Source organism: Lacunisphaera limnophila (assembly GCF_001746835.1).
Lineage (GTDB): Bacteria > Verrucomicrobiota > Verrucomicrobiia > Opitutales > Opitutaceae > Lacunisphaera > Lacunisphaera limnophila.
Genome location: NZ_CP016094.1, coordinates 1,374,480 through 1,391,674 on the forward strand (window position 1 = coordinate 1,374,480; position 17,195 = coordinate 1,391,674).

Annotated in this window: 13 protein-coding genes; 5 read left to right on the top strand and 8 right to left on the bottom strand. The window is 68.2% G+C overall.

Translation table 11 applies throughout. The features are described from left to right. Positions 1–5: 5 nt before the first annotated feature. The gene (locus Verru16B_RS05765; RefSeq protein WP_069961396.1) at positions 6–1,316 is read right to left on the bottom strand and encodes an MFS transporter; all 1,311 of its coding nucleotides are present in this window, start codon (positions 1,314–1,316) and stop codon (positions 6–8) included. A gap of 207 nt (positions 1,317–1,523) precedes the next feature. Between Verru16B_RS05765 and Verru16B_RS05770 the strand changes: the two genes are divergently transcribed. Continuing rightward, on the top strand, positions 1,524–2,570 hold the full coding sequence (locus Verru16B_RS05770; RefSeq protein WP_157772261.1) for a polysaccharide deacetylase family protein: 1,047 nt from the start codon (positions 1,524–1,526) through the stop codon (positions 2,568–2,570). Positions 2,571–2,589: 19 nt separating this feature from the next. Here the strand turns inward: Verru16B_RS05770 and Verru16B_RS05775 are convergent, their stop codons facing one another. The 6 genes from Verru16B_RS05775 to Verru16B_RS18290 form a co-directional block, all read right to left on the bottom strand. Then, complete coding sequence (locus tag Verru16B_RS05775) at positions 2,590–3,537, bottom strand: nucleoside hydrolase (RefSeq protein WP_083270132.1); 948 nt, start codon at positions 3,535–3,537, stop codon at positions 2,590–2,592. Positions 3,538–3,646: 109 nt separating this feature from the next. Beyond that, positions 3,647–4,132, bottom strand: coding sequence for a DUF1643 domain-containing protein (locus Verru16B_RS05780; protein ID WP_157772263.1), 486 nt, complete (start codon positions 4,130–4,132; stop codon positions 3,647–3,649). 26 nt (positions 4,133–4,158) lie between these two features. Then, the gene (locus Verru16B_RS05785) at positions 4,159–7,458 is read right to left on the bottom strand and encodes a DEAD/DEAH box helicase (protein WP_069961398.1); all 3,300 of its coding nucleotides are present in this window, start codon (positions 7,456–7,458) and stop codon (positions 4,159–4,161) included. Positions 7,459–7,505: 47 nt separating this feature from the next. Beyond that, entirely contained in the window at positions 7,506–9,032 is a 1,527-nt protein-coding gene (locus Verru16B_RS05790; protein WP_069961399.1) for a glycine--tRNA ligase, read from the bottom strand. Positions 9,033–9,239: 207 nt separating this feature from the next. Continuing rightward, entirely contained in the window at positions 9,240–9,743 is a 504-nt protein-coding gene (locus tag Verru16B_RS05795; protein ID WP_069961400.1) for a GyrI-like domain-containing protein, read from the bottom strand. 200 nt (positions 9,744–9,943) lie between these two features. Beyond that, positions 9,944–10,801, bottom strand: coding sequence for a hypothetical protein (locus tag Verru16B_RS18290; protein ID WP_157772265.1), 858 nt, complete (start codon positions 10,799–10,801; stop codon positions 9,944–9,946). Positions 10,802–10,936: 135 nt separating this feature from the next. On the opposite strand from Verru16B_RS18290, the gene Verru16B_RS18295 reads away from it, so the two are divergent. The 4 genes from Verru16B_RS18295 (at position 10,937) to Verru16B_RS05820 (ending at position 14,180) form a co-directional block, all read left to right on the top strand. Next, positions 10,937–11,644 (top strand): energy transducer TonB, encoded by a 708-nt coding sequence (locus Verru16B_RS18295; RefSeq protein WP_157772267.1) that lies wholly within the window; start codon positions 10,937–10,939, stop codon positions 11,642–11,644. Positions 11,645–11,890: 246 nt separating this feature from the next. Continuing rightward, positions 11,891–13,006 carry a TonB family protein gene (locus Verru16B_RS05810; protein ID WP_069961403.1) on the top strand — a complete coding sequence of 372 codons (1,116 nt, stop codon included), beginning with the start codon at positions 11,891–11,893 and terminating at the stop codon, positions 13,004–13,006. A 58-nt stretch (positions 13,007–13,064) separates the two neighbouring features. Beyond that, positions 13,065–13,529, top strand: coding sequence for a hypothetical protein (locus Verru16B_RS05815; RefSeq protein ID WP_069961404.1), 465 nt, complete (start codon positions 13,065–13,067; stop codon positions 13,527–13,529). Between the two features lie 96 nt (positions 13,530–13,625). Beyond that, positions 13,626–14,180 carry a YceI family protein gene (locus Verru16B_RS05820; protein ID WP_083270135.1) on the top strand — a complete coding sequence of 185 codons (555 nt, stop codon included), beginning with the start codon at positions 13,626–13,628 and terminating at the stop codon, positions 14,178–14,180. 125 nt (positions 14,181–14,305) lie between these two features. Here the strand turns inward: Verru16B_RS05820 and Verru16B_RS05825 are convergent, their stop codons facing one another. Beyond that, entirely contained in the window at positions 14,306–17,161 is a 2,856-nt protein-coding gene (locus Verru16B_RS05825; protein WP_069961406.1) for a M16 family metallopeptidase, read from the bottom strand. Positions 17,162–17,195: the final 34 nt, after the last annotated feature.

Sequence of the window (17,195 nt, forward strand, 5' to 3'; positions counted from 1 at the left end):
CGCGATCAGGCACCGGTGGCCGGTCGGTCGTGGCCGAACTTGCGCGGGAACGGCGCATAGCAGGCGGCGAGGATCGACGGGACGGCGGCGAACATGACGATGATGAAGTAGGTCTTGTAGCCGAAGTGGTCGGCCAGCGGTCCGCTGACCATCTGCGTGGGCACAAGCATGAGGTTCATCAGGGCGGTGCAGAACGCGTAATGCGTCATGTGGTACCGGCCCGGGGAGATCTGCTGCATCATATAGAGCATGTTGGCCACGAAGCCGAAGCTATAGCCGAACTTCTCGATGGTGACGAGGGAGCCGATGGTCCAGAGGGACAGCGTGTGGCCGGGGCCGGCGAGCTGGGAGAGGATGACGAAGGTGATGTGCGGAATGTTCAGGCACAGCGCCATGAAGATGAGCGTGTTCCGCTTCAGGCCGTATTTGGCCATGAACGCGCCGCCCAGCAGGCCGGCGAAGAGGCTGACGAAGGTGCTGATCGTGCCGTCGATGATGCCCTTTTCCTTCAGGCTCAGGCCGACGCCGCCCAGCTCGGGCGAGGCCTGCAGGAAGAGCGGCCCCTCGATGAGCAGCAGGCCCTCGGAGCTGCGGTAGAGGAACACGAAGAGCAGCATGCCCCAGATGTGTTCCTTGCGGAAGAAGTCCGCGATGGAGTCGTAGAACGTGCGGCCGATCTCGCCGACGCTCTTGGGCCGCTCGGTGATCGAGCCGGTCGGGAGGATGAACCAGTGGTAGGCGGCGAGGCCGGCGAGGGTGACGGCGGCGAGGCCGAGCGCCCAACCCCAGGCGGCGGTGGTGGACATGCCGTGGTCTTCCTTGAGGGAGCCGGCCAGCCAGACGACGACCGCGGTGCCGAAGAGGCGGCCGACGTTCCAGAACACGCCCTGCACGCCGATGAACGCGGCCTGTTTTTTCTCGTCGAGCGAGGTGATGTAGATGCCGTCGACGCAGATGTCCTGGGTGGCCGAGGCGAAGGCGAGGACCCAGAGCACCGCGATGGTGATCTGGAAATAGTTGGGCAGCGGCAGGCAGACGGCGATGGCGCAGAGCAGGCCGGCCATGAGCAGCTCCATCAGGAGGACGAAGAATTTCTTCGTCCGATACATGTCGAGGAAGGCGGCCCAGAGCGGCTTGAGGGACCACGCGATGCCGATGCTCGCGGTGGCCAGCGTGATCTGGCCGTCGCTGTGGCCGAGATCCTTGAACATCGTGCCGGCGACCCAGATGACCATCGCGAAGGGGATGCCCTCGGACAGGTAGGAGGAGGGAACCCAATACCAGGGATTGCGGACGGCCGGAGCGGGGGAACTCATGGGAAGGTCAGGCGGAGGGGGTGGGGAGGGACGGGGCGCGGCGATCAGACCAGACGCCAGTGGAAACGCAAGGCCCCGGCGGCAGGAACAGTTGAGAACCTTGGCCCCGGCCTTGAGAACGGCATGCACATCGGGTTTGCGCTGGGGACGCGGCCGGATACCTCTGGTTGGGTGAACCCCCGCCTCCTGCCCCTGTTGCTTCTGCCCATGCTCTCTCCCCTTGCCGCCGCCGACCTTCGTCCCGCCTCCGCCCAGCCCCCCGGCGGACTCGCCGCGGCCGCGGCGCCGCAGTTCGTGCTGCTGGGGTTCGACGACAACCCGCAGACGGAGCCGATGACGTGGTTCGTGGATCACGTGCAGGCGCTGCGCAACCCGGCCGGCCGGGGCACGGCGGCCACCTTCGACGGCGCGCCGGTGCGCGCGATCTTTTTCAGCAACGGCAAATACTGGAACGACCGCACGCTCATCTCCATTCATCACCAAGCCCTGTCCGCGGGTCACGAGATCGCGAACCACACGCAAAACCACGAGCAGGGTGGCGAATTCACGGTGGCGAAATGGCGCGCCGAAATGGCCGCCTGCGAGGCGACGTTTGCGGAGACGGGCATTCCCGCCCACGGCGTGGTGGGTTTCCGCACACCGTTTCTCGCCTACAACGCCGCGACCTTCGAGGCGCTGGCGGCTGAGGCGCAGCTCTACGACAGCTCGATCGAGGAGGGCGACCAGCCCGGGCAGGACGGCACGAACTTCTTCTGGCCCTACACCCTCGACGCAGGCAGCCCGGGCAACGCGCACTCCTTCCCGGCCGACTCGCCCAAACATGTCGGCTCACACCCCGGCCTGTGGGAGATCCCGCTGCATGTCTTCATGATCCCGGCCGACGACGAATGTGCTGCGCACGGCATCAAGCCCGGCCTGCGGGCCCGGATCGGTGCCGCCCTGAAGGAGTCCTATGGCAGCGGCTCGGGTGAGCCGACCGACAAGATTTCCGGCCTCGATTGGAACGTGCTAGAGGCGGCGAAATGCGACGGCCCGGAATTCCTGGCCATCCTGAAGCACACGCTCGACCTGCGCCTGGCGGGCAACCGTGCGCCCTTCATGGTCGGCGGGCACACCGCGCTCTACCCGGCGGACAAGCCCGACCGCCGGAAGGCGATCGAGGATTTTATCGCCTACGCGCTCACGAAACCCGAGGTGCGGTTCGTCACCGGCGTGAAGCTGCTGGAGTGGCTCCGCGCCCCGCAGGGGCTATAAACCGGCGAAGCAGACAGGCTCACCGCTCCAGGCGGGCGGTGAAGTACTCGAGGAAGGCCGGGATGTCGGTCGTGAGGACGACCTGGGCGTTGGCCGGCCGGTCGGCGTGCTCGCGGGTCAGGCCGTCGGCTTCGACGGTGAGGTGCAGCGGGGTGAGCGGGGCCACGCCGGGCGTTGCCACGAGGGCCACGGCGAGGTTGTCGAACAGCGTTGGGTCCGTGCCGCCCCAGTGGTTAGTGTGACGCCAGACATAGTCGAGGGACGCGAGGGCGTCGTTCAGCGGCGTGCCCTGCGAGAAAAGACGCACCTTCCACGCGGACGTCAGCTTGAGATCCGCGGTGGAGTCGAGCGGGGCGACGAGCAGCGGGACGCCGGAGGCGAACACGATCTGGGCGGCCCGGATGTTGGATTTTAAATTCCACTCCGGTTCGGGCGCAGAGGCGGGGGCGTAGCCGCGGCGGACCGAGCCGCCCATCAGGGCGATGGCCTTGATCTTCCGGCCGATGCCGGGCTCCGATTCGAGCAGGGCGGCAACGTTGGTCATCTCGCCCACGGCGATGAGCGTGAGTTCGCCCGGGCGGGCGTTGATCTGCTGGCGCAGGAATTCCACGCCGCCGGACTCGTGCAGGGCGGGCGAGGTGAAGCCGGCGGCCCACTCGGCGTGCTTCATGTTTTGGGCGGCGGTGGAGGTGCCTGCATAAACAGGAATCCCGGGCTGGCCGGCCACCGCGAGCAGCTTGGCCGCCAGTCGGGCGCGCGCCACGGCGTCGCCTGAGACCGTGGTCACGCCCACCAGCTGCAGTTCCGGGCTGTGGAGGATCTGCGCGAGCGCATAGGCGTCGTCGATGTCGGTGCCGATGTCGGTGTCGAAAAGGACGGGGATGGGGGCTTGGGGTGCGGCGGCAAAGGCGGACACGGTCAACACGAGAAGGATCGCCAGACGGCGAAGCCAAGGGGTGGGGTTCATGCACCTAGCGTGTTCACGCGGGCGCGAAGCGAAAGAGCAAACCACGGTGGCTGGAACAACGAAGGATGAAGGTCAGGTACCACCGCGATCCGGCGCAACGGCCAAGAAATCAGGCCGGTGGTTTCCACCGCACCAAGGGTGCTTTGCCGGCCACGTAGAGCGGATGACGCGGCTGGCCGTCCTGGGTGGTGCCGAGGCACCAGAGTTTGTGGCCCTTGAGCAAGCGCGCCACCGCCAGGCCACGTTCTTGGAAATTTCCGCCGGCGCCCCAGGCGGCGACGATCTTGGTGCAGCGGGCGGCGGCCTCGAGGAGGGCCGCGTCGTTGCCGGGGCCGACCGGATCCGGGTCGGCCATCATCTCCTTGGGATACGGCGTACGGAGGCCGAAGAGGTTGGCCATCCAGAAACCGTCGAAGCCCTCGCGCTGGGAAAACGAGCGGATGCGCGTGAGCGTCGGATCGAGCTGCTGTTCGTCGGCGGTCGAGGGATTGAGCCCGATCCAGAGGATGAGCCGGTCGCTGAAGAGCGGATTCCAACGGTGCACGAGCGAGTAGCGGTGGCGGCGGTCAGGGGAGAAGGTGCAGGGATTTTCCACGGTGGAATCTAGGATCCGGGGCCGGGCTAGCTGAGGATCTCCCGCAGGCTGTCGAGGTCCATCACGGTGGCGACGGACTCTTCCTGGATGACGGCGGAGGCGAGGGCGGATTTCTCGCGCTGGAGAGCGCGGATCTTCTGCTCGACCGTGTTGTCGGCGATCAGGCGGTAGGCCATCACGGGGCGGGTCTGGCCGATGCGGTGGATGCGGTCGATGGCCTGGGCCTCGGCGGCGGGGTTCCACCACGGGTCGTAGAGGAATGCGTAGCTCGCGGCGGTGAGATTGAGGCCGAAGCCGGCGGCTTTCAGCGAGAGCAGGAAAACCGTCTTGGTGCGGTCCGTCTGGAACTGGTCGACGAGCTCGGCGCGGTTCTCCGTGGCGCCGGTGAGGATGAGGTGGCCGATGTTCGCGGCGGTGAGGCGGGTGCGGATGATCTCCAGCATCCCCACGAACTGGCTGAAAACGAGGACCTGGTGCCCCTCGTCGGCGAGTTCCTCGACGCGCTCGAGCAGGGCGTCGAGCTTGGCGCTGGGCAGGATGGCGTGGGCCGGGTCGACGAGTGCGGGGTGGCAGCAGATCTGGCGCAGGCGGAGCAGGCTGGCGAGCACGTGGAAGCGCACGGCGCCCAATTCGCCGGGGGTCTTCACGCCCATGAGGTGGGCGCGGGCGCGCTTGAGTTCGGCGTCGTAGAGCCGGCGCTGCTCGCCCTCGAGGTCCACGATGATGTCGTCCTCGGTGCGGGTGGGCAGGTCGGGCGCGGCCTGGGCCTTGGTGCGGCGCAGGAGGAAATGCTGCACGCGGCGATGGAGGCGGGCGAGGGCTTCGGGCTCGACCTCCGGGTATTGGCGGCGGAAAGCGGGCTGGTCGCCGAGCAGGCCGGGCTGGGCGAAGGCGAAGAGGCTCCAGAGGTCGGTGAGCCGGTTCTCGATCGGCGTGCCGGTGAGGACGACGCGGTGGCGGGCGCGCAGGGCGCGGGCGACGACGGCGACCTGGCTGCCGGGATTCTTGATGAACTGGCCCTCGTCGAGCACGACCGCATCCCAGGGGGCGGCGCGGAAGGCCGTGGCGTGGAGCCTGAGCTGGGTGTAGTTGGCGACGAGGATGCGGGGCGCGGTCTGGTGCGGCGCATTGATCGCATCGGTGATGGCGCGCGGGCTGACCGGGTCGAAGGCGGCGATCGCGAGGCCGGGCGCAAACCGCGCGGCCTCGGTCAGCCAGCCATGCGTCACGCTCTTCGGACAAACCACGAGGCAGCGGAACGGCGGGGCGCCGGCGGGGCGGGTCTCGGCGAGGTGCAGGAGCCACGCGAGGGTCTGCACGGTTTTGCCCAGGCCCATGTCGTCGGCGAGGACGCCGCCGAGGCCGTGGGCGGAGAGGTGGGCAAGAAAGAGAAAACCCTCGCGCTGGTAGGGCCGCAATTCGGCGCGGAGGCCGGCGGGCAGGGTTGGGGCCGGCAGGGCGGCGAGGCGGGCTGCGCGGTCGCGGAGATGGTGCACCAGCAGGGAGTCGGTCCCGACCAAGGGCGCGGCTTCGGCGGCGAGTTGCAGCGCGTGCAACCGGTGCGAGGTGGCGCGGCCGGTGGCCATCACGTCGTCCACGCTGAGGCCGAGACGTTCGAGGGCCGAAGCCGAGTCCGGATCCAGCGCGATAGCCGGATCGAGACGGCGCCAGCCATGTTTGGGCAGCGTGACCCATTTGCCGCGGGCCTTGAGCAACAGGGCGATTTCCTCGGGCGTGAGCGTGGTGTCCTGCACCCCGATACCGACCGAAAGATCGAACCAGTCCTGCTCGCTGTCGCCGGCGGTGGCGACGGACACGCTGAGGTGGCCCCGCACCGGCGCCCCAAGCAGGTCGGCAAGTTCCGGGGAGACATCGAGCTCCACGTGGTCCGGCAAGGCGTCATGCCAGCTGATGAACTCGTCGGGGAAGGAATCGGAGACGGGGCGGGTCCAGGCCTCGGCCCAGCCGTCCCAAACGAGCCGGAACGAGGCGAAGCTTCCGCTCACGGCCGAGGCGGCGGTGAGGTCAAACTCGAGCAGCGGTTCCTCCGGCCCGCGGGGCGGTGGCAGGCCCTGGGGGCTCCATTGCCAGCCGGCGTTCTCGGTCCAGCGTTGCTCGCAGGGCGGATTTTCGGCGCGCGCGACGAGCTGGGCGTGGAAGTCGCGCTCATTCTCCTCGAAGGCCGGCGTGAGCCAGCACCGCAGGCGGGGGCGCAGCACCACGGTGCGGATTTCGGCCGACAGTCCGGCGGGCAGACGGATGCCCGCGGCGCGCAGGCGCGGGAGGAGGCGGACATCGTTGAGCGCCGCGGTCGGCAGGTGGGAGGCTGGCACGGGGGGCGGGCCGCGCCAGACGCGGCCGTCGAAGAGGTAGAGCGGCTCCGGTCGCGGGGTGATCAGGCGGGCGCCCGTGGCCACGCGACCGTCGGGGGTGACGAGGTGCAGATCCAGCCGGTCGGCCTGGCCGGGCGACGCGCTGGCCTGGAACGCCAGCGGGTCGGTTTGCACGGTGAACGGCGTGCCGTCGGGCAGTACCAGCGCGGCGCGGGCGGCGGTGGTGCGGAGGAGGCCGATGACGGTTTCCTCGGACAGCGACAGCCGCGGCGTGAGGGTGCGCGCGTCGAGGCGGCATTCGGCGGCAAAGGCGGCGCCGAGGGCGGCCTCGGCGGCGGGTAGGTGTTCGAAATCAGCAGGACGGGAGGCCGCGAGATCGGCGAGCAGGCGTTTGGCCGGCGGTTTCCAGCGGGGCTCGTCGCTCACGCGGATCTCAAGGTGCCACTTGCCGTGGGCGTCGAGGCGCACGCGCAGGCCGGCGACCGCGTGCAGCGCACCGGCGGAGGCGGCAGCGGCTTGCTCGCCGGGCGCGGGGAGCGCCCGCAGCCAAGCCGAGAGGCCGGGGGACAGGACGGTTTCACCGAGCGGCGCGGCGGGGACGGCCGGTTTCGCGTCGGCGGAGCGTTCAGCGGGCAGCAGCGGGATGGAAGGGCGGCGGCCGTCGAGCTGGCCGGATTCGACAGCGGCGAGCCAGGCGAGGCTGGCGGCGTAGACGTGTTCGCACTGGTGCAGCACCGGGCACGAGCAGCGCGAGGTCCAGGCGCCGCGGGTGAGGAAGAGGGTGATGGCGAGGACCTCGCCGCCGAGGTCGAGCTCGGCCTTCACGAGATGGTCGGCCTCGGACCAGACCTCCTTCACGGCCTTGCGGCGGTAATACTCGCCGCCTTCCTCGCGTTTTTCCGCGGGGAAGGTGCCCAGCCACGCGCGCAGCGCGGTGAGTGCCGGGGGCGTGCGGACACTGCGCACGCTGGGTTGGCGGGGATGGGGGGGCATCGGAGGGAGAGAAGCGCGTTGCGGGCAACGCGCTCCACCACCCGGACTCAGTACACGTGCTCCGCGAGGAGAGCAAACAGCTCGGCCTCGGTAATACGGGTCTGTTTCATCGAGTCGCGCTCGCGGAGGGTGAAGGTATCGCCGGGCTTCTCAATGGTGTCGAAGTCGATGGTCACGCACCAGGGCGTGCCGGCCTCGTCCTGGCGGCGGTAGCGTTTGCCGATGGCGCCGCCGTCGTCGTATTGCACGGCGTAGTTGCGCTTGAGTTTCGCGTAGAGCGCCTTGGCGCGGTTCGTGAGTTGCTCCTTGTTCTTGAGCAGCGGGAGCACGGCGACCTTGACCGGGGCGATGCGGGGCGAGAGGCGAAGGACGGTGCGTTTCTCGGTGTTGCCCTTCTCGTCGGTGACATCCTCCTCCGCGTAGGCGGCGGTGAGGACGGCGAGGAAGATGCGGTCGGTGCCGACGGCGGGCTCGATGACGTGAGGGACGAACTTCTTCTTCGTGGTCTCGTCGAAGATCTCCTGCGGCTTGCCGCTGGCGTTGGCGTGCTGCGTGAGGTCGTAGTTGCCGCGGGCGGCAATGCCCCAGAGCTCCTGCACGCCGAAGGGATACTTGAACATGATGTCCACCGTGCCGCGGGAGTAGAACGCGAGTTTCTCCTTCGGGTGGGTGTAGCGGGAGAGGTGGCTGTCGGGCAGGCCGATGCTCTTGAGCCAGGACTCGCACCAGACGATCCACTCCTCGTGGGCCTTGGCCCAGTCGGCGTCCTCGTGGATGAAGTATTCCATTTCCATCTGCTCGAACTCGCGGGAGCGGAAGATGAAGTTGCGCGGCGTGATCTCGTTGCGGAAGGACTTGCCGACCTGGGCGATGCCGAAGGGCAGCTTCACGCGCGTGGTGTCGACGACGTTCTTGAAATCCACGAACATGCCCTGGGCCGTCTCGGGACGGAGGTAGGCGACGGACGAGGCGTCGCTCATGGCGCCGACGTTGGTCTGGAACATCATGTTGAACGCGCGCGGGGCGGTCAGGGAGCCGGGCTCGCCGGTGGCGGGCGAGGGGATGAGCGGGATCTCGGCCTCGGCGGCCTCGGTGAAGTCCTTCACGACCACGGGCGCGAGTGCGCCCTGGAGGGCCTTCTTGCGCTTGAACGACTCGGCGGCTTCCTGGAGCTCGGCGCCGGTGCGCTCGCTCTCAAGGGCGGAGACGTACCCGGCGACCTTGCCGTCGACGACGACGGGCGACCAGAACAGCTGGTCGGCGCGGTAGCGCTGCTTGCTCACCTTGCAGTCGACGAGCGGGTCGGAGAAGCCGGCGACGTGGCCGGAGGCCTCCCAGACCTTGGGGTGCATGATGATGGAGGTCTCGATGCCGACGATGTCGTCACGGCGGTGCACCATGTCGCGCCACCAGCAATCGCGGATGTTGCGCTTCAACTCGACGCCGAGCGGGCCGTAGTCGAAGAAGCCGTTAAGCCCGCCGTAGATCTCGGATGACTGGTAGATGAAGCCGCGGCGTTTCGCGAGCGAGACGAGGGCTTCCATGAGGTTGGGGGATTCGGCGGAGTCGGGCATGGCGGAAAAGGACGAGTGCGATGGAAAAGGAAGGGACCCGGATGTAAAATGCGGGTTGGAGAGTCAAAGGTGCCCCGGGGGCCCGGTCAATGCCGGGCTTGGTGGACGCGGGCGGAGTTTGTCCGGCGCGCGGGGGGCCAGCTGGACGAGTGAAGAACCCCAGCCCGCGCGCCGAATGGGTCGCCCTCGTGAAGGGGCCCGGTCCGATCAAGAGCGCGGGGCGACCGCCTTCGGGCGCACCGGCACATGGATCTCGTACTCGCGCAGAAACCAGGGGGTGAGCGGACCGTTCCAGTAGACCGCGTAGGCGGGACCAGCGGGCTCGACCGCCCCCTGGCCGGCCAACCAAGCGAGCAGGCGAGCCTGCGCCGCTTCAAAATTGGCTCGATTATATCCACCCCGCCCGCCCAAGGAGGCCACTTTCCGCTCGGGGATGGGCACCACCTCCACGCCGTTGGCCGAGCCCCGCAGCTTGGCCACTTCATCCGGGGCCACCCAGAAATACATCGCGGCCCCGTCCACCACCGCCTCCACCGGGACAGTCATCCGGATGTCATGGCTCGAGATGTAGCGGAACAGCGGACCGAACAGGGGGCCGGATTGAGCGAAGTAGTCTCCTTGGGCGGCGGATTTCAGCAGGGTGCCGGCGGGCAGGGTCTTGAGCTCGAAGATCCCGGGGGCGGTGGGGGGAAAAGCGGAAACATTGGCCATGAGAATGGGGCAGAGGAGGAAAAAGGCCGTCAGACCTAGGAAAACACGCACGTCTGGACTACGGGTTGATGGGGCCGGCAGATGCTCTGCCCCGCTGGTTCAGCGGCACGGCCGGGTGGAAGGAGCGGGTCGGGGGGGTGACGGCGGAGCCTTCGGACCAGCGCCTTGGGGGCAAGGCGCTCCACCGTGCCGATGCGGGGTTACTTCTTTTCGATGACCGCGTCGGAGACATCCGCCACGGGCAGCGGGTTGTCCTGGAGGTATTCGACCAGGCGCAGCTCGCCGAGCGTCACGCTCGGCGTGAATTTGTCGTTGGCGTTGATCCAGACGGGGCGCGGGGTTTCGCGGCCGAACTGGGCCCCGCCGATGGCGAGCATGGCCGGGAACACGTCGCCCATGGCAAACCCGAGCGACGGGGCGGCGATGCGGGTGGTCCAGAGAGGGGGGAGCCGTTTTTTCTGCAAGGCGGACTCGAGGTCGTAGGCGGAGACGACGATCACGTAGAAGCTTTCACGGGCGACATCGAGGATCCGCTCGGCTTCAAAATTATAGACGGTCAGCCCGCGAACGGGGGCGGTGAGCGGGTTGAAGAAGTTGTCATCCATGCCGACCTTCTGTCCGCCCAGGAAACGGACGATCTGGCCCCGGTTCAGCTGGGTGGGCGGGGCACTGGGATCACCGCCGTAGAGATTCTCGGCATTGAGGGTGCCCCAGGTGTAGACCAGCATCAGGGTGGGGGCCGGCGAGTGGGCGGTGCTGGGCACGTAGCCCTGTTTGGCCAGTTCCGCCGAGATCAGGTGGAGCACGACCTCGGACGGCGGGGCCTCGATCCCGGCCATGTAGCCGCCCAGATCACGGTAGCCGAGGCTGGCCGCGACGTAGTATTGGGGCTGGTCCGGCGTTGCGGCGGGGACGAAGTTGCCGGTGGAGGAGAGGTCGGTGACCGTGATGACCTCGAGATCGCGTTTGCCCAGGATCAGATCAACCAAACCGGCGTGACCCAAGGCCGGGGCCGCGATCAACGCGGGGATGAGAAACGCGGGGGAAAAGCGACGCATCGGAAACGACATACCGATTTTTTGGGACCGGGTGACAGGAGCGGGGTTCCGCGGCAGATTGTAAAGGCAAAGCCGGAGCCGCAGTATCCGTTTGCCAGTGGCGGGCCGGCCGGTCACCACTCTTGTTTCATCCCCATGAAACACCCGCTTCGTTTTCTGTCCCTGTCCCTCCTGATGATCAGCCTGGTCGGCGTGGCCGCCCCGGCCGCCACCGGCCACAAGGTCCTCGTGGAAATCACCTTTGATGAAAAGGGCGAGGCCGAGGAGGCAAAGGTCGTGGAAACGGATGATCCGACGGGCGCCCAGATCCTCAGCCAGATTGCGCTCCGCCTCGCGGAGGAGGTCAAGCAGCCCGCCCGGACGGACAAGGACGGCAAGCCGATGAAGTTCAAGGCGCGTGCGCCCTTCAATTTTCCCGTCGAGGGTGACGAGGGTCCCGAGGCCAACAACGCGCCCAAGCCGGCGCTGCGCCAGACGGTCCAGCCGGTCTACCCCGAGGCGCTGGCGGCCGCGAGCGAGGTGGGCGGTGCGATCCTGGAGCTGATCATCGCGGCCGACGGCAGCGTGAGCAAGGCGACCGTGCTGCGTTCGTCGCATCCCGAGTTTGCCAACGCGGCGTACGCGGCGGTGGTGCAGTGGCAGTTCGCTCCGGCGCAGAAGGACGGCGTGGCGGTTGAGTCCCGCTGGCGCATCGCGGTCAATTTCTCGGTGGATAACAAGGAGGCCGACTGGCTGTGGCGCGTGGCGCCGCGCCCGAGCCTCGGGAGCTTCACGGCCGTGCGGGCCAAGGTGCCCGCGCCGGCGGAGGCCCCCGCCCCGGCGGCGCCGGCGGAGACGAAGTAAGCTGAACCCTGCCGGCGCATGGGCCAATGCGCCGGGAGACTGGGTAGAACGCATGAGCCGGCCGCTTTCCCTTCCAATTCCCCCGACCGTTCCGTCCGGTGCGGACGTGGACGCCCGGAATCGGTCTGTCCCGCCAGCACTCGCAGGACCAGGCCGGCCGCTGACGAACCGGCGTTTCCGATCCGGAAACCGAGGCCATGGGCGCCCTGGGTGTGATTCGGCGCGATGCCATTCCCCGTCAAAACTATGATCCGATACACCCTGTCCCACGGTCGATCCGTGCGCCTGGCGCTAGTCGCCGGGCTGATGATCTGCAGCCTGACCTCGTCCGGCGCCGAGCCCGGACCAAACAACGCCTCTGGCGCCGACGTGTTGCCCAAGTCGGTTCGGCGCGATCCGCCCCTCTATCCCTACAACGCCGCCAAGGCCGGGCTCAACGGGAAGGTGCAGATTGAGTTTATCGTCGATGAAGCCGGAGACGTGATCAACCCGCACGTGGTCCGGTCGAACAACCCGTGGTTTGAGCGACCCGCCCTGGATGCGGTCCTGAAGTGGAAGTTCGAGCCCGGGCGCAAGGGAGGCCGGCCGGTCAAAGTCCGGGCCAATCAGTTGCTGGAATTCGATTCGGGGGCGGCCCTGGGAGGGCATGAGCTGTGGCGGGTGCCGGCCCGCAATCCCGATCCCGAGGCGCCGCCCGAGCTCCGTTGGACCAAGCCCCCGACGCCGATCAACACCGCGTTTCCCGTCTACCCGTGGGGGGATTTCGAGGCCCGGCGCGATGGCCGGACCGACCTGCGCTTTGTCATCGGCCCCCAGGGTCGCGTGATCGCGGCCAAGGTGGTTTCGGCCACCACCCCGGAAATGGCCGAAGCCGTGCTGGCCATGATCGACACGTGGGAGTTCACGCCGGCGCAGAAGGCCGACGGCACCCCGTGTTTCTCCGCGTTTTCCATCCAGCATGACTTCCGCCACGCTGGCATCCGGGGCGATGTGCCGATCACGGAAGGGGCCCACCGGATCCTGCGGCGCATCCAGAAATCGCCGGAGAAGATCGTGTCCGCCGCCCAGCTGGACGAGCGACCCCGGGCCTTGTCCACCCGCCCGCCCGTCTATCCGACCAAGCTCCTCCAGGCCGGCCAGCCCGGATCGGCCCAAATCGAGTTCATCATCGACGAGGAGGGCGACGCCCAGCTCCCCCGGATCGTTGCCAGTACCGAACCCGCCTTCGGCTATGCGGCGGTGCAGGCGGTGGCGACCTGGCGGTTCGCCCCGCCCCGCCAAGGCGGCAAGCCGGTGGCCACGCGGGTGCAGGTCCCCATCGACTTTGCGCCGCCCAAAATCGAAAAACCCGCGACGCCCTGACCCCGCCCGCCCCACTTCGCGCTTGCGGGAGGGCGGCGCCGGGCAAGGGTGGCGGGTCATGAAAGTCTCGTTCACCGCGAAGGAATACCGCCAGCTCCTCGAGCTGGTGCATCTCGGCATGTGGACCGTCACCGGTTACCAGGGCGAGGAGACCGCCGCGGCGAAGCGTTACTATGCCCTGGACCAGCGCCTGTTGGCGATGGCCACGGACCTGGGTTGCGCCGACCTGGTGGAGGAGATCGAAGACGGCTCGCTACAGCCCGCCCCGAAGCTTTCGGAGGACGAGCGCGTGCGCGAGCTGCAGAGCGAATTCCAGAACGATGTCTTCTGGCACGAGCTGGTGGCGCGGCTGGCCGACCGGGATTTTGCCGGCGACTCGGCCAAGCGCACGATGGACACGCCCGGGGTCGAGGCGCCGCCCTCGCGGGACGACCAACTCAAGAAGATCGAGGACCGCTACTGGGCCGAGTTCGAGAAGAACGACCTGGCGCATGTGGTCGTCTTGCGCGGCGGGAGGGGGTAGGGCCGGCCAGCCGGCCCGGACCGGTGAGGGAAAGGCTGCGGGCACCAAAATGCGAATTTGCGGTCTGAACGGAGAACCTGCACATTGTTGCCCGCCATGAGAAGTCTCCGTCCCCTGGTCCTGCTTTTACTCCTCCCCCTCGCCTTGGCCGCGGCCGAGCGCTCGCTCAAGATTGACCGCACCCGCTCCTATGTGGACGTGGATGTGAAGGCCACGATGGACTCGTTCACGGCGCGGCTCGACGCCTATGACCTGAGCGCCACGGTCGATGAAAAGGATCGCATCAAGACGGCGGCGCTCGCCTTCCGGTTCGCCGACCTCAAGACGGGCAAGGCGGAGCGGGACACCGCCATGATTGACTGGTTGGGCGGCGGCGAACCCACCGGCCGGTTCGAACTCGGCCTGCTGGCGCTGACCCCGTCCGGCCAGGGCCAGGTGTCCGGCAACCTCACCTTTCACGGGCAGACGGCGCTGGTCGAATTCCCGGTCACCATCGAGCGCGCGGCCGACGCCTACGTCGTCACGGGCACGGCGACGATCAACACCCACACGTGGGGGCTGAAGACTTTCCGCAAGCTCGGGGTGCTGAAGGTGGATCCGGAGGTGAAGATCCGGTTCAAGTTCACGGGTGTGCCGGAAGCGGCGAAGTAACCTCCCGGGCCCGCGCTGGCCGGAAATTGTAGGGCGGGATCTCCGAATCCCGCCGCGAGGTCGGCGGGGTGTGCGCAAGCCGGCGGCATTCGGCGATGCCGCCCTACAACCAAACCACGATCCCCTTACTGCCTCGTGCCGTCGAAGATCCCGACAAAGGGCTTCGGCACGATCATGATCGTGCGGGCGTTGGTGACGGGGAAGATCTTGGCGGCCCACGCGTTGACCTCCTCGAGCGTCAGCTGGTCCACCAGGCCGGTGTGCAGCGCGAGGATCTCGTCGATGCGCCCGGGGCGCTCCTGGGCGCGCTTGAAGAGGTTTACGAGAAAGCCGTTGTCCTTGAATCCCTGGCGCAGCTGGCTACGCACGATGCCGCGACCGCCCTCGAACTCCTCGGCGTCGGCGCCGGTCGCGGCGAAGGTCGCGGCGGTGTCCTGGACGAGTTGCGCGACCTGCTGGGCGTCGGCGGGGGTGCAGTCGATGGTGGCCTGCATCATGCCGAAATCGTCGAAGCCGCCGTACGGATCGAAGGCCGTGCTCGGCCCGTAGGAGAATCCCCGGGCATCGCGCACCTCGGAGCGGATGCGGAATTCCACCAGCTTGCTGAGGACCTGCAGGGCGGCGTTGGCGCGGGCGTCGATGCGGCCGGTCACGGGCCAGTTGCCGCGCACCATGCCGAGATTGAGCTCGCCGATGAATTCAAAGCGGCGGAAGCCGGCGGGGGCGGCCACCTTCACCGGCAGGGGCGGGAGCGCACGGTCCTTGGTGGCGGCGCGGGGCGCCAGGGTGCCGAGCGTGCGGGTGACCGCCGTCAGGGCGGCCTCGCGCGGGATGTCGCCCACGATGGTCACCTCGAGGTAGCCCGCGGTGAGGGCGGGTTCCATCCACTGCCGGACGTCGGCGACGCCCAGCGAGGCGTAATCCTTGGGCGTGCCCGACATGAAGCGGGCGTCACCCTGGAACAGGTGGTCCATCATCTGGCGCTGACCCTCGCCGAAGCCCATGGTGGAGCCCGCGCGGCCCATGGCGGCGCGCATCCGTTGTTCCTGATGGGCGTAGGGATTGAACTTCGGGCTGCGCACGATCTCCGTCGCGATGCCGAGGAAGGTCTCGAGGTTGCGCGCGGCCATCTGGCCGCGGAAGGCGAAGGCGTCGTTGTCCGCGAGGTCGAAGCTGAACGCCAGCAGGCGCCGGTCGATGATCTGCGCCAGCTCGTCGGGCTGGTAGAAGATGGTGCCGCTGCCCATGAGGGTGTTCAGGCCGAATTCCTTCAAGGCGGGTCGCTGGCCCGGCATGGTCAGCAGGCCGTCGCCGATGCGGATGATGGCATGGACAAGGCCGGGCTCGTTCTTGGTGGGGATGAAATTGACGCGGACGTTGTTCGTGAGCCGCAGCAGCTCCGCGCCCAGCTCCGGCACGGCGCGGGTCTCGGCGAGGGTGGCGGTGGGGCCGGGCTTCTTGAGGACGAAGGGCTCGTCCTTGGGCGGCGGCGGCAGGAAGTAGGAGATCTCGCCGCGCCGATTCTTCTGCACGGTCTTCACGAGGTCGTCAGGCTTGAGCTCAAGATCGACGTCACCGGTGACATGGAAGGCCATGGCGTCGGGCTGCCAGAGGTCGCGGAAGGCGCGGTTAAGCTCGTCGGGCTTGAGGCGGTTCAGCCAGTCGGCGGTCCAGGCCAGCTCGGCGGCGGGGCCGTTGAAGACCGTGTGCTCCGTGATCGAGTCGGCGAGCTGCGTGCACAGCTCGGCGGGATCCATCACGGGCAGCTGCTCGATCTGGTGGCGGGTGAACTCCAGGTAGCGCGTGCGGAACTCGCCGACCTCCGCGGCGGTGAAGCCGCGTTTGAGCACCTCGCGCACCGCCTGGTCGAGGCCGAGCACGCCCTGCGTCCAGGCCGAGCCGGGGACGCTGACCGAGGCGACGACGGAGGCGAGGTTCATGATCACCTCATAGGAAGCCTGGGGGGCGCCGGCCCCGGGGATGAGGTAGCGGAGACGGTGGGAGAAGAGTTCCATCGCCAGGTTGCTGCGCCAGAGGTGGAGCTGGACCTCGCGGGGATCGGACCGCGGGGCCAGCGGCACGACGCTGGCGGCCAGGGTCTCGGCCGAGCCGATGCCGGAAACGCGATACACGCCGGCGCGCATACCGCGGATCTCGGGCCGTCCCGCCGTCCGGGTCGGGACCGGCGTGGTGGGCTTGGGCAACGAGGAAAACTTTTCCCGGACCACCTGTTCCAGCGCCGCCGCATCAAAGTCACCGGCGGCGACGAGCACCATCAGGTCGGGCCGGTAGTTCCGGCGGTAGAATTCCAGGAATTGCTCGCGGCGGAAAGTGCGCAGCGTCTCGTCGGTGCCGATGGGTGAATGGTGGGCGAAGCTGGCCCCGCGGAAGATCACGGGGAGCGTGGCCTCGGTCCCGAGATCGGAGATGCCGGTGCGGTTGCGTTTCTCGGCGAAGATCACGCGGCGCTCGCGGTCGATGACGGCGGATTCGAACTTGATGCTCCCGGCCACGCCCCGGAAGAAACGCAGGCCGTCGGCGAGGAAGCGCGGGTCGTTCTCGCGGAAATCCAGGCTGTAGGTGGTGGAGTCGAAGGTGGTGTAGGCGTTGACGTCGCTGCCGTACTCGGCGCCCAGGCGGCGGAAAAAGGCGAGCATCTGCAGCGCGTCCATCTCCGCGCTGCCGTGAAAAGCCATGTGCTCAGTGAAGTGGGCAAGGCCGAGCTCTGCATCGCTCTCGTCCACCGAGCCGGCGAGCACGATGAGCTTCATGTTGACGCGCTGGGGCGCGCCGGCGTGGGGCAGGAGGGCGTAGCGCAGGCCGTTGTCGAGCCGGCCCCAGACGACCCGGGGGTCGGTGGGGTGGGCGGAGCCCTCGTGGGCCCAGCGGCCGGCGCGAGGATCCCCGGCGGCCCCGGCGGCGAACGGAGCAAGGCCGGCCAGGAGGCAGAGAAGCAGCAGGGGACGGAGCGGCGGCGTCATGGAGCGGGGAGGCGGCATGAACCTGTGCGAGTCC

Excerpts from the sequence above, each read along its gene's own strand:
- Verru16B_RS05765 (WP_069961396.1), bottom strand. The coding sequence starts at position 1,316 with ATGAGTTCCCCCGCTCCGGCCGTCCGCAATCCCTGGTATTGGGTTCCC.
- Verru16B_RS05770 (WP_157772261.1), top strand. The coding sequence starts at position 1,524 with ATGCTCTCTCCCCTTGCCGCCGCCGACCTTCGTCCCGCCTCCGCCCAG.
- Verru16B_RS05775 (WP_083270132.1), bottom strand. The coding sequence starts at position 3,537 with ATGAACCCCACCCCTTGGCTTCGCCGTCTGGCGATCCTTCTCGTGTTG.
- Verru16B_RS05785 (WP_069961398.1), bottom strand. The coding sequence starts at position 7,458 with ATGCCCCCCCATCCCCGCCAACCCAGCGTGCGCAGTGTCCGCACGCCC.
- Verru16B_RS05790 (WP_069961399.1), bottom strand. The coding sequence starts at position 9,032 with ATGCCCGACTCCGCCGAATCCCCCAACCTCATGGAAGCCCTCGTCTCG.
- Verru16B_RS05795 (WP_069961400.1), bottom strand. The coding sequence starts at position 9,743 with ATGGCCAATGTTTCCGCTTTTCCCCCCACCGCCCCCGGGATCTTCGAG.
- Verru16B_RS18290 (WP_157772265.1), bottom strand. The coding sequence starts at position 10,801 with ATGCGTCGCTTTTCCCCCGCGTTTCTCATCCCCGCGTTGATCGCGGCC.
- Verru16B_RS18295 (WP_157772267.1), top strand. The coding sequence starts at position 10,937 with ATGAAACACCCGCTTCGTTTTCTGTCCCTGTCCCTCCTGATGATCAGC.
- Verru16B_RS05810 (WP_069961403.1), top strand. The coding sequence starts at position 11,891 with ATGATCCGATACACCCTGTCCCACGGTCGATCCGTGCGCCTGGCGCTA.
- Verru16B_RS05815 (WP_069961404.1), top strand. The coding sequence starts at position 13,065 with ATGAAAGTCTCGTTCACCGCGAAGGAATACCGCCAGCTCCTCGAGCTG.
- Verru16B_RS05820 (WP_083270135.1), top strand. The coding sequence starts at position 13,626 with ATGAGAAGTCTCCGTCCCCTGGTCCTGCTTTTACTCCTCCCCCTCGCC.
- Verru16B_RS05825 (WP_069961406.1), bottom strand. The coding sequence starts at position 17,161 with ATGACGCCGCCGCTCCGTCCCCTGCTGCTTCTCTGCCTCCTGGCCGGC.